This window comes from Haemophilus sp. SZY H36 (assembly GCF_018829625.1).
In the GTDB taxonomy this organism is placed as follows: domain Bacteria; phylum Pseudomonadota; class Gammaproteobacteria; order Enterobacterales; family Pasteurellaceae; genus Haemophilus; species Haemophilus haemolyticus_K.
This window is the reverse complement of the sequence record NZ_JAHKKA010000006.1, coordinates 19065-32138: the sequence shown is the minus strand read 5'-3', so window position 1 is coordinate 32138 and position 13074 is coordinate 19065. Positions and strand designations below refer to the sequence as shown.

Here is a 13074-nt window from a genome sequence, read left to right as displayed (position 1 = left end):
AAAATGACCGCACTCTCTGAGATTTTTGTGCCGTTGCATCGGATTATTCCTTTTTCAAATGTAGAAGGGCAAGGCAATCGTTCGAGCATTTTTCTGCAAGGTTGCAAGCTAAATTGCTTGTATTGCCATAATCCAGAAACTATTCCTCGTTATACGGAAAATGCGAAGTTGGTTAGTTTGCAGTATTTGTATGAACAGGTTATGGAGGCGGTTCCATTTATTCGCGGTGTAACAATTTCAGGCGGCGAACCGACAATCCATCATAAAAAACTTGTTCCGCTCTTTGAGGCTTTACGTTCGCAAGGATTAACCTGTTATTTGGATAGTAGCGGCTTTTTTGAGTTTGATCGTATTCGTTCTTTAATCGATGTCACTGATAAATTTTTATTCGATCTGAAAGGTGAGGGCGCAGGTTTACAAACGCTCTGTTTTGACCGACAAAATCAAGCGGGCATTGTACCACAGCAAGTGACACCCGAACGTTTACATATAAAAAACGATAAACTTGAGCGAAATTTACAAAATCTGGCTGCCTTGTTGCCGTTAAATAAAGTGGAAGAAGTGCGGTTAGTTTTTTTAAAGCATTTTTTTGATGCTGAACATTTGGTGGGCAAAGTTGCGCTCCTTTTACGAAATTATCCTGATGTGGCATTAAAAATTATCCGTGTGCATAGTAAAGGTGCGCGCGATGAAACTGGGTTATCAACGCACATTCCAAGTGCGGAAGAAACTAATGCATTGGCTACTTATGCGCGTCAATGTGGAATTAACAAGGTTTTGACTATTTTGTAGTCGCTTACAAAAAAGTGCGGTGAAAATTCACCGACTTTTTGTGAGAAAACAAGTAGAATAAGCCGACTTTTTTATTAACTTAACCAATCTAGGGGAATCAAATGAGTGTGTTAAGCAGCATTTTGGGAATGGTCGTATTAATCGCTATTGCCGTGTTACTTTCCAATAATCGTAAAGCGATTAGTATCAGAACCGTGCTCGGGGCGTTAGCAATCCAAGTTGGATTTGCCGCCCTTATTTTATATGTACCAGCAGGTAAACAAGCACTTGGTGCAACTGCTGATGCCGTATCAAATGTTATTGCTTACGGTAATGAAGGTATTAACTTTGTATTTGGTGGTTTAGCTGATCCAAGCAAACCTTCAGGTTTCATTTTTGCAGTGAAAGTATTACCGATTATTGTGTTTTTCTCTGGCTTAATTTCTGTGCTTTATTACCTTGGCATTATGCAAGTGGTGATTAGAGTATTAGGCGGTGCATTACAAAAAGCATTGGGTACGTCAAAAGCAGAATCCATGTCAGCAGCTGCTAATATTTTCGTTGGTCAAACTGAAGCACCATTGGTGGTTCGTCCTTACATTAAAAATATGACCCAATCTGAATTATTTGCCATCATGGTGGGTGGTACTGCGTCTATCGCGGGTTCAGTGATGGCAGGTTATGCTGGAATGGGCGTGCCATTGACATACTTAATCGCTGCGTCATTTATGGCTGCGCCAGCAGGTTTATTATTCGCGAAATTAATGTTCCCACAAACAGAACAATTCTCTGATAAACAACCGGAAGACAATGATTCAGAAAAACCAACTAACGTACTTGAAGCAATGGCGGGCGGTGCGAGTGCAGGTATGCAACTTGCGCTAAACGTAGGTGCAATGTTAATCGCATTCGTTGGTTTAATTGCATTAATTAACGGTATTTTAAGTGGCGTTGGTGGCTGGTTTGGCTATGGTGACGTAACTTTACAATCTATCTTTGGTTTAGTTTTCAAACCATTAGCATACTTAATCGGTGTAACTGACGGTACCGAAGCGGGTATCGCAGGACAAATGATCGGGATGAAATTAGCGGTTAACGAATTCGTAGGTTACCTTGAATTTGCAAAATACTTGCAACCAGATTCTGCGATTGTATTAACTGAAAAAACCAAAGCAATTATTACTTTCGCACTTTGTGGTTTTGCTAACTTCAGCTCAATTGCAATCTTAATCGGTGGTTTAGGTGGAATGGCGCCAAACCGTCGTAGTGATGTTGCACGTTTAGGCTTGAAAGCGGTAATCGCAGGTACTTTAGCAAACTTAATGAGTGCAACTATTGCAGGCTTGTTCATCGGACTCGGTGCAGCAGCGCTTTAATTCTCGGATAAGTGCGGTGAAAAATGACCGCACTTTTTATTTTTACATTTGAAAAAAGGAAGGAAAATTATGACTCCACATATTAACGCGCCTGAAGGTGCATTTGCTGATGTTGTTTTAATGCCAGGCGATCCACTTCGTGCAAAATACATTGCAGAAACGTTTTTGCAAGATGCAGTAGAAGTAACAAATGTTCGTAATATGCTTGGTTTTACTGGGACTTATAAAGGTCGTAAGATTTCTATTATGGGCCACGGTATGGGGATTCCATCTTGCTCTATTTACGCGAAAGAATTAATCACTGAATACGGTGTGAAAAAAATTATCCGTGTAGGTTCTTGTGGCGCTGTTCGTATGGACGTAAAAGTACGTGATGTGATTATCGGTTTAGGTGCATGTACTGATTCAAAAGTAAACCGTATTCGTTTCAAAGATAACGACTTTGCAGCTATTGCTGACTTCGATATGGCACAAGCCGCTGTTCAAGCTGCAAAAGCAAAAGGCAAGGCTGTTCGTGTCGGTAACTTATTCTCGGCAGATTTATTCTATACGCCTGATGTTGAAATGTTCGATGTAATGGAAAAATACGGCATCTTAGGCGTGGAAATGGAAGCTGCCGGAATTTATGGTGTGGCTGCAGAATATGGTGCGAAAGCCTTAACGATTTGTACTGTGTCTGACCATATTCGTACACATGAACAAACCACAGCAGAAGAACGTCAATTAACATTCAATGATATGATTGAAATTGCGTTGGATTCAGTATTAATTGGTGATGCACAATAATTTCTTATAGTGGATTTAAGAAGTGCTTGAAAAACAACCGCACTTTTTATATAATCCGCACCCACTATGAGCCGTTCGCGGCTCATATTTTTGTGTGGTGCAATGAATGTTGTACTGAAAATTATCGGGGAGCTATTTAATAGCGTTATTACCCAATTAGAGGAAAACTAAAATGGCAAAAAAAGTCCAAGCCTACGTTAAGTTGCAAGTTGCAGCTGGTATGGCAAACCCATCACCACCAGTTGGTCCTGCATTAGGTCAACAAGGTGTGAACATCATGGAATTCTGTAAAGCATTCAACGCTCGTACTGAGAGTTTAGAAAAAGGTTTACCAATTCCGGTTGTTATCACTGTATATGCAGACCGTTCATTTACTTTCGTAACTAAAACTCCACCAGCAGCAGTATTATTGAAAAAAGCTGCAGGTATCAAATCTGGTTCTGGTAAACCGAACAAAGAGAAAGTGGGTAAAGTAACTTTAGATCAAGTTCGTCAAATCGCTGAAACTAAAGCAGCAGATATGACTGGCGCGTCTATCGAAACCAAAATGAAATCAATTGCTGGTACTGCTCGCTCTATGGGCTTAGTGGTGGAGGAATAATACGATGGCTAAATTGACTAAAAAAATGAAAGCAATCAAAGCTGGCGTAGATTCTACTAAAGCATACGAAATCAATGAAGCGATCGCGGTATTAAAACAATTCGCAACAGCTAAATTCGTTGAAAGTGTTGACGTTGCAGTAAACTTAGGTATCGATCCTCGTAAATCTGACCAAAACGTTCGTGGTGCAACTGTATTACCACACGGTACTGGTCGTGAAGTACGCGTAGCTGTGTTCACTCAAGGTGCTAACGCAGATGCAGCTAAAGCAGCTGGTGCTGATTTAGTAGGTATGGAAGATTTAGCAGAGCAAATCAAAAAAGGCGAAATGAACTTTGATGTTGTTATCGCTTCTCCTGATGCAATGCGTGTTGTTGGTCAATTAGGTCAAGTATTAGGACCACGTGGTTTAATGCCAAACCCTAAAGTTGGTACTGTAACACCAAACGTTGCTGAAGCAGTTAAAAATGCTAAATCTGGTCAGATCCGTTATCGTAACGATAAAAACGGTATCATCCACACCACTATCGGTAAAGCAAACTTCTCTGAAGTTCAATTAAAAGAAAACCTTCAAGCATTATTGGCTGCTTTAAACAAAGCAAAACCAACTACTGCTAAAGGTATTTTCATCAAGAAAGTAAGCATCTCTACCACTATGGGTGCAGGTGTTGCTGTTGATCAAGCTTCTTTATAATTTAAAGAATTGATAGATTTTAAACCGCACTTTTGAAAGTGCGGTTTTTTATTTCATAAAATTTCTCCATAAGTTTTAAACTTGACGAGAAAGCTGCATTCATTTAAAATTTACCGCCTTAAAATTAGCAAAGATTTAGATTGATTTTTAATCAATTTTGACCTTTTATTGTTTAATTTAACCGTGTTTTTGATAGAAAGCACATCCATACAATGACAAATCCACCGTTATTTGTCGTTGTTTTGCTCAAGTTGTCGTCCTATGTAATTTGAGTTGTCACCCCACTATAGAAGTAAGGTTCAGAGTGCGGTCATTTTAACGGTCATTCACGTCACAGTTAGTTTGTGGCTAGGTCACTGAACAGTTAGCAGAGGAAAACCAATGGGTTACTCCTATTCTGAAAAAAAACGAATTCGTAAAGATTTCGGTAAACGTCCGCAAGTTTTAAATGTTCCTTATTTATTAACCATTCAATTGGATTCTTTTGATAAATTTATTCAAAAAGATCCTGAAGGTCAGCAAGGTTTAGAAGCGGCATTCCGTTCTGTATTCCCTATTGTAAGCAATAATGGCTATACAGAATTACAATATGTAGATTATCGTTTAGAAGAACCTGAATTTGATGTACGTGAGTGCCAAATTCGTGGCTCAACTTATGCAGCAGGCTTACGTGTAAAATTACGTTTAGTGAGCTACGATAAAGAATCTTCTTCACGCGCAGTTAAAGATATTAAAGAAAATGAAGTTTATATGGGTGAAATCCCATTAATGACTGATAACGGTACTTTCGTAATCAATGGTACCGAGCGTGTTATCGTTTCACAATTACACCGTAGTCCAGGCGTATTCTTCGATTCTGACAAAGGTAAAACCCATTCTTCAGGTAAAGTGCTTTATAACGCACGTATTATTCCTTATCGTGGTTCTTGGTTAGATTTTGAATTCGATCCAAAAGATAACTTATTTGCACGTATTGACCGTCGTCGTAAATTACCGGCAACAATTATTCTTCGTGCATTAGGCTACACCACTGAAGAAATCTTAAACTTATTCTTTGATAAAATTACCTTTGAAATCGCTGGCGATAAATTGTTAATGACTTTAGTGCCAGAACGTTTACGTGGTGAAACAGCTTCTTTTGATATTGAAGCAAATGGCAAAGTTTATGTTGAACGTGGTCGTCGTATTACCGCACGCCATATCAAGGCATTAGAAAAAGACAAAATTTCACAAGTCGTTGTACCTTCTGAATATATTTTAGGTAAAGTTGCGTCGAAAGATTATGTCGATTTAGAGTCTGGTGAAATTATTTGCCCTGCAAACGGCGAGATTTCTTTAGAGATTCTTGCAAAATTAGCTCAAGCAGGTTACACCACGATCGAAACTTTATTTACTAATGATTTAGATTACGGTCCATATATTTCTGAAACTCTACGTGTAGATCCAACTTATGACAAAACTAGTGCGCTTTACGAAATTTATCGTATGATGCGTCCAGGTGAACCACCAACACCAGAATCTTCAGAAGCGTTATTCAATAATTTATTCTTCTCTGCAGAGCGTTATGATTTATCTGCTGTCGGTCGTATGAAATTTAATCGTTCTTTAGCGATCGCAGAGGGTGAAGGCGCTGGCACTTTAAGCAATGAAGATATTATTGCGGTAATGCGTAAATTAATCGACATCCGTAATGGCCGTGGCGAAGTGGATGATATTGACCACTTGGGTAACCGTCGTATCCGTAGCGTAGGTGAGATGGCGGAAAACCAATTCCGTATCGGTTTAGTGCGTGTAGAAAGAGCGGTGAAAGAACGCTTATCTTTAGGTGATTTAGATGCAATCACACCGCAAGACTTAATTAATCCAAAACCAATTTCTGCAGCGGTGAAAGAATTCTTTGGTTCTTCACAACTTTCCCAATTTATGGACCAAAATAACCCATTATCAGAAGTCACGCACAAACGTCGTATTTCTGCATTAGGTCCAGGCGGTTTAACGCGTGAGCGCGCAGGCTTTGAAGTTCGTGACGTACATAATACTCACTATGGTCGTTTATGTCCGATTGAAACCCCTGAAGGTCCAAACATCGGTTTGATCAACTCACTTTCTGCTTTTGCACGTACTAATGATTATGGTTTCTTAGAAACGCCATATCGTAAAGTGGTTGATGGCCAAGTTACTGAAGAAATTGAATACCTATCTGCAATTGATGAAGCAAACTATATCATTGCACAGGCAAACTCAAATTTAGACGAAAATAACCGTTTTACTGATGCCTTTGTTACTGCGCGTGGTGAACGTGGTGAATCAGGTTTATATAAACCTGAAGATATTCACTATATGGACGTTTCGACACAACAAGTGGTATCTGTTGCGGCAGCATTAATTCCATTCCTTGAGCACGACGATGCGAACCGTGCGTTGATGGGTGCGAACATGCAACGTCAAGCAGTTCCAACATTACGTGCGGACAAACCATTAGTTGGTACAGGTATGGAAAAACCAATCGCACTTGACTCAGGTGTTGCGGTTGTTGCAAAACGCGGTGGTACAGTTCAGTACGTCGATGCTTCTCGTATCGTCATTAAAGTAAATGAAGATGAAACCATTGCAGGTGAAGCTGGTATTGATATTTATAACTTAATCAAATATACCCGTTCTAACCAAAATACTTGTATTAACCAAATTCCTTGTGTGAATTTAGGCGATCCAATCAATCGTGGTGAAGTATTAGCAGATGGTCCTTCTACTGATTTAGGTGAGCTTGCATTAGGTCAAAATATTCGAGTGGCGTTCATGCCTTGGAACGGCTATAACTTTGAAGACTCAATGTTAGTTTCTGAACGTGTTGTTCAACAAGACCGTTTCACTACCATCCATATTCAAGAATTATCTTGTGTTGCCCGTGATACCAAGTTAGGTGCAGAAGAAATTACGGCGGATATTCCAAACGTAGGTGAGTCAGCGTTAAGCAAACTTGATGAATCTGGTATTGTTTATGTTGGTGCTGAGGTTAAAGGTGGTGACATCTTAGTAGGTAAAGTAACGCCTAAAGGTGAAACTCAATTAACCCCAGAAGAAAAACTTTTACGCGCAATCTTTGGTGAAAAAGCATCTGACGTGAAAGATTCTTCATTGCGCGTACCAAATAGCGTAACAGGTACGGTAATTGATGTTCAAGTCTTCACTCGCGATGGCGTGGAAAAAGACAAACGCGCACTAGAAATTGAAGAAATGCAATTAAAACAAGCGAAAAAAGACCTTTCTGATGAATTAGAAATCTTGGAAGCCGGCTTATTCGCACGTGTTCGTAATCTTCTTATCTCTGGTGGTGTTGATGTTGCTCAATTAGATAAATTAGAGCGTACTAAATGGTTAGAACAAACCATTGCAGATGAAGAAAAACAAAATCAATTAGAACAGCTTGCAGAGCAATACGAAGAACTTCGTAAAGAGTTTGAACATAAACTTGAAGTGAAACGTAAGAAAATTATCAAAGGTGATGATCTTGCACCAGGCGTGTTAAAAGTGGTTAAAGTTTACCTCGCGGTGAAACGTCAAATCCAACCGGGTGATAAAATGGCGGGTCGTCATGGTAACAAAGGTGTTATCTCGAAAATTAACCCAGTTGAAGATATGCCATACGATGAGAATGGCCAACCAGTTGAGATCGTATTAAACCCATTGGGCGTACCATCTCGTATGAACATTGGTCAGATCCTTGAAACCCACTTAGGTTTAGCAGCGAAAGGTATTGGTGATCAAATCAATGCAATGCTCAAACAAAAACAAGAAGTGGAAAAATTACGTGGTTATATCCAAAAAGCGTATGACTTAGGTAATGGCTCACAAAAAGTGGATTTAAGTACCTTCACAGATGAAGAAGTATTGCGTTTAGCTGAAAATCTACGTAAAGGTTTACCAGTTGCGACACCAGTATTTGATGGTGCAGCTGAAGCTGAAATCAAAGAGTTATTAAAACTTGGTGGATTACCAACTTCAGGTCAAATCACTTTATATGATGGCCGTACAGGTGAGAAATTCGAGCGTCCAGTAACAGTAGGTTATATGTACATGCTCAAATTGAACCACTTAGTTGATGACAAAATGCATGCTCGTTCAACTGGTTCTTATAGCCTTGTTACACAACAACCATTGGGTGGTAAAGCTCAATTCGGTGGTCAACGTTTCGGTGAAATGGAGGTATGGGCACTTGAAGCATACGGTGCAGCTTACACCTTACAAGAAATGTTAACGGTGAAATCTGATGATGTGAATGGTCGTACGAAGATGTATAAAAACATCGTAAGTGGTAACCAACACATGGACCCAGGCACACCGGAATCTTTCAATGTAATTATGAAAGAAATCCGCTCACTTGGTTTAAATATCGAGTTAGACGAAGAGTAATCAGTAGGGGAGTGAAGAATTTCTGATTCACTCACCTTACGAAAGAAAAATCGCCGAAGTGCGGTGGAAAAACATCGAAATTTTTAACCGCACTTTAAACCTTTAACTCCGACAGGAGAACATTTGTGAAAGACTTAGTTAAGTTTTTAAAAGCACAGTCAAAAACCAGTGAAGATTTTGATGTGATTAAAATTGGGTTAGCTTCCCCAGATATGATCCGTTCTTGGTCATTTGGTGAAGTGAAGAAACCTGAAACCATTAACTACCGTACGTTCAAACCTGAACGTGATGGTCTTTTCTGTGCGCGTATCTTCGGGCCTGTAAAAGATTACGAATGTTTATGTGGTAAATATAAACGTTTAAAACACCGTGGTGTGATTTGTGAAAAATGTGGTGTTGAAGTTACCCAAACTAAAGTTCGTCGTGAACGTATGGGGCACATTGAACTTGCATCGCCAGTTGCACATATTTGGTTCTTAAAATCATTGCCGTCTCGTATTGGTTTACTTTTAGATATGCCATTGCGCGATATTGAACGTGTACTTTACTTTGAAATGTACATCGTGACCGAACCGGGTATGACTGATTTAGAGCGCGGTCAATTATTAACTGAAGAACAATACCTTGACGCTGAAGATCGTTGGCAAGATGAATTTGAAGCGAAAATGGGTGCTGAAGCGATTCAAGATCTCTTAAAAGGTATGGATCTTGAAGTTGAATGTGAAAAATTACGTGAAGAATTACAAGAAACTAATTCTGAAACTAAACGTAAAAAAATCACTAAACGCTTAAAATTATTAGAAGCATTTGTTCAATCTGGTAATAAACCAGAATGGATGGTAATGACTGTATTACCAGTTCTTCCACCAGATTTACGCCCATTAGTACCACTTGATGGTGGTCGTTTTGCGACTTCAGATCTGAACGATTTATACCGTCGTGTAATCAACCGTAACAACCGTTTAAAACGTTTATTAGATTTAATTGCGCCAGATATTATTGTGCGCAACGAAAAACGTATGTTACAAGAATCTGTTGATGCGTTATTAGATAATGGTCGCCGCGGTCGTGCAATTACGGGTTCTAACCGTCGTCCGTTAAAATCATTGGCAGATATGATCAAAGGTAAACAAGGTCGTTTCCGTCAAAACTTATTAGGTAAACGTGTTGACTACTCAGGTCGTTCTGTAATCACTGTTGGTCCGTACTTGCACTTACACCAATGTGGTTTGCCGAAGAAAATGGCATTGGAATTATTCCGTCCGTTTATCTACGCTAAATTGGAAAGCCGTGGTTATGCTACGACAATCAAAGCAGCTAAGAAAATGGTTGAGCGCGAAGATGCGATCGTTTGGGATATTCTTGCAGAAGTTATTCGTGAACACCCAATTCTATTGAACCGTGCGCCAACACTTCACCGTTTGGGTATCCAAGCCTTTGAACCGATCTTAATCGAAGGTAAAGCGATTCAATTACACCCACTTGTTTGTGCGGCGTTCAACGCGGACTTCGATGGTGACCAAATGGCGGTACACGTTCCATTAACGCTTGAAGCTCAATTAGAAGCTCGTGCGTTGATGATGTCAACCAACAATGTGCTTTCACCAGCAAACGGTGATCCTATTATCGTTCCATCACAAGACGTGGTATTAGGTCTTTACTATATGACCCGTGAAAAAGTGAACGGTAAAGGCGAAGGTATGTTATTGCAAGATCCTCGCGAAGCTGAAAAAGCATATCGTACTGGTGAAGCAGAATTACATTCTCGCGTGAAAGTACGTATTACTGAATATGTGAAGAATGAAGTTGGTGAATTTGATGCGAAAACCACGTTAACTGATACAACTATCGGCCGTGCGATTTTATGGATGATTGCACCACAAGGTATGCCTTATTCATTGTTCAACCAAACATTAGGTAAAAAAGCAATTTCTAAACTGATTAACGAAGCATATCGTCGTTTAGGTTTAAAAGAAGCGGTAATGTTTGCTGACCAAATTATGTATACCGGTTTTGCTTATGCGGCACGTTCTGGTTCATCAGTTGGTATTGATGATATGGAAATTCCAGCGAAGAAATATGAAATTATTTCTGCAGCGGAAGAAGAAGTGGCAGAGATCCAAGAACAATTCCAATCAGGTCTTGTGACTGCAGGCGAACGCTATAATAAAGTAATCGATATTTGGGCTGCTGCGAATGAGCGCGTAGCGAAAGCGATGATGGAAAACTTATCTCAAGAAGAAGTCATCAATCGCGAAGGTAATCCTGAAAAACAAGCATCCTTTAATAGTATCTTTATGATGGCTGATTCTGGTGCTCGTGGTTCTGCAGCGCAGATTCGTCAGTTAGCAGGTATGCGTGGTTTGATGGCTCGTCCAGATGGTTCGATCATTGAAACCCCAATTACAGCAAACTTCCGTGAAGGTTTGAACGTATTACAGTACTTTATTTCAACCCACGGTGCGCGTAAAGGTTTGGCGGATACAGCATTAAAAACTGCGAACTCAGGTTACTTAACTCGTCGTTTAGTTGACGTAGCACAAGACTTAGTGATCGTAGAAGATGACTGTGGTACGCACGAAGGTTTAGTCATGACCCCATTAATCGAAGGTGGTGATGAAAAAGTTCCACTTCGTGAATTAGTGTTAGGTCGTGTAGCTGCGGAAGATATTTTAAAACCTGGTACAGAAGAAGTATTAATTCCTCGTAACACGTTATTAGATGAAAAACTCTGTGATGTGTTGGATGCAAACTCTGTAGACAGCGTAAAAGTACGTTCTGTTGTAACTTGTGATACTGATTTTGGTGTATGTGCGAAATGTTATGGTCGTGATCTTGCTCGTGGTCATTTAATTAACCAAGGTGAAGCAGTGGGTGTTATTGCTGCTCAATCTATCGGTGAGCCAGGTACACAGTTAACCATGCGTACGTTCCATATCGGTGGTGCGGCATCTGCGGCAGCGAAAGAATCGAGTGTACAAGTTAAAAACACTGGTACATTACACTTAATGAATGCGAAATTCGTTACTAATGATGAAGGTAAATTAGTATTAACGTCTCGTAATACTGAATTAACTATTACCGATGCATTTGGTCGTACTAAAGAACACTATAAAGTGCCTTACGGTGCGGTGTTAAGCAAAGGTGACGGTCAAGATGTAACGGCGGGCGAAACTATCGCAAATTGGGATCCACATACAATGCCAGTTGTCTCTGAAGTATCTGGTTTTGTGAAGTTCGTTGATATTATTGATGGCTTAACTGTAACGCGTCAAACTGATGAATTAACAGGTTTATCATCAATCGTGGTTCAAGATGTGGGTGAACGTGCTACTGCGGGTAAAGATTTACGTCCAACCATTAAATTAGTTGATGCAAATGGTAACGATATTTTCTTACCTGAAACTGATGTTCTTGCACAGTACTTCTTACCGGGTAAAGCAATCGTAAGTTTAGACGATGGCGCAGCAGTAAAAGTGGGTGAACCATTAGCACGTATTCCGCAAGAATCTGTGGGTACGAAAGATATTACCGGTGGTCTACCGCGCGTTGCGGATTTATTTGAAGCACGCAAACCAAAAGAACCAGCTATCTTGGCTGAAATTTCTGGTATCGTGTCTTTCGGTAAAGAAACCAAAGGTAAACGCCGTTTATTAATTACTCCTTCAGAAGGCGAAACTTACGAAGAAATGATTCCAAAATGGCGTCAGCTCAACGTATTTGAAGGTGAAATGGTGCAACGTGGTGACGTAATTTCTGATGGTGCTGAAACACCACATGATATTTTACGTTTACGTGGCGTGCGTGCAGTAACTGAATACATCGTGAACGAAGTACAAGATGTTTACCGCTTACAAGGGGTAAAAATCAACGATAAACATATAGAAGTTATCGTTCGTCAAATGTTACGTAAAGCAGTAATTACCAAAGCTTACGACTCAGAATTCCTAGAAGGGGAACAAGTCGAAGTTGCTCGCGTGAAAATCATCAACCGTCAACGTGAAGCAGAAGGTAAACCACCGGTTGAGTTTGAACGCGAATTATTGGGTATCACTAAAGCGTCTCTTGCGACTGAATCCTTCATCTCTGCAGCGTCGTTCCAAGAAACTACTCGTGTTCTTACCGAAGCAGCAGTGGCAGGTAAACGTGATGAATTACGTGGCTTGAAAGAGAACGTAATTGTAGGTCGTTTAATCCCAGCGGGTACAGGTTTTGCGTATCATCAAAGCCGAGTTAAAAATCGTCAAAAAGCGGCTGATTTAGCAACATTAGCAGCGGAAGATGTAGCTTCTGCTTTCGCAAGTGATGCTGATATCGCTGATGAATTTGAAATGATCGCAGATGATGCTACACAAAATCTTGCTGCATTATTAAATTCAGAAATGGAAGATTAATTTTCCAAATGAGATGAAAAAAGCCCCGAAAGGGGCTTTTTT

At 40.0% G+C, this 13074-nt stretch carries 7 protein-coding genes; all 7 read left to right on the top strand.

The window, feature by feature from the left end; all coding sequences use genetic code 11:
- Positions 1 to 3 precede the first annotated feature (3 nt).
- The 7 genes from KP713_RS08360 to rpoC all read left to right on the top strand — a co-directional run bounded on the left by KP713_RS08360 (position 4) and on the right by rpoC (position 13032).
- Entirely contained in the window at positions 4 to 792 is a 789-nt protein-coding gene (locus KP713_RS08360; RefSeq protein ID WP_215770385.1) for a 4Fe-4S cluster-binding domain-containing protein, read from the top strand.
- Positions 793 to 893: 101 nt separating this feature from the next.
- Positions 894 to 2147, top strand: coding sequence for a NupC/NupG family nucleoside CNT transporter (locus tag KP713_RS08355; protein WP_215770384.1), 1254 nt, complete (start codon positions 894 to 896; stop codon positions 2145 to 2147).
- A gap of 69 nt (positions 2148 to 2216) precedes the next feature.
- A complete protein-coding gene (gene deoD, locus KP713_RS08350; RefSeq protein ID WP_048952894.1) occupies positions 2217 to 2933 on the top strand; it encodes a purine-nucleoside phosphorylase in 717 nt (238 codons plus the stop codon).
- Between the two features lie 172 nt (positions 2934 to 3105).
- Entirely contained in the window at positions 3106 to 3534 is a 429-nt protein-coding gene (rplK, locus tag KP713_RS08345; RefSeq protein WP_005633053.1) for a 50S ribosomal protein L11, read from the top strand.
- 4 nt (positions 3535 to 3538) lie between these two features.
- Positions 3539 to 4228 carry a 50S ribosomal protein L1 gene (gene rplA, locus KP713_RS08340; protein ID WP_009500432.1) on the top strand — a complete coding sequence of 230 codons (690 nt, stop codon included), beginning with the start codon at positions 3539 to 3541 and terminating at the stop codon, positions 4226 to 4228.
- Positions 4229 to 4609: 381 nt separating this feature from the next.
- The gene (gene rpoB, locus KP713_RS08335; protein WP_140449622.1) at positions 4610 to 8638 is read left to right on the top strand and encodes a DNA-directed RNA polymerase subunit beta; all 4029 of its coding nucleotides are present in this window, start codon (positions 4610 to 4612) and stop codon (positions 8636 to 8638) included.
- Between the two features lie 125 nt (positions 8639 to 8763).
- Entirely contained in the window at positions 8764 to 13032 is a 4269-nt protein-coding gene (gene rpoC / locus KP713_RS08330; protein ID WP_111407910.1) for a DNA-directed RNA polymerase subunit beta', read from the top strand.
- Positions 13033 to 13074 lie beyond the last annotated feature (42 nt).

Coding starts and splice junctions, on each gene's coding strand:
- rplK (WP_005633053.1), top strand. CDS start 3,106: ATGGCAAAAAAAGTCCAAGCCTACGTTAAGTTGCAAGTTGCAGCTGGT.
- rpoB (WP_140449622.1), top strand. CDS start 4,610: ATGGGTTACTCCTATTCTGAAAAAAAACGAATTCGTAAAGATTTCGGT.
- KP713_RS08355 (WP_215770384.1), top strand. CDS start 894: ATGAGTGTGTTAAGCAGCATTTTGGGAATGGTCGTATTAATCGCTATT.
- deoD (WP_048952894.1), top strand. CDS start 2,217: ATGACTCCACATATTAACGCGCCTGAAGGTGCATTTGCTGATGTTGTT.
- rplA (WP_009500432.1), top strand. CDS start 3,539: ATGGCTAAATTGACTAAAAAAATGAAAGCAATCAAAGCTGGCGTAGAT.
- KP713_RS08360 (WP_215770385.1), top strand. CDS start 4: ATGACCGCACTCTCTGAGATTTTTGTGCCGTTGCATCGGATTATTCCT.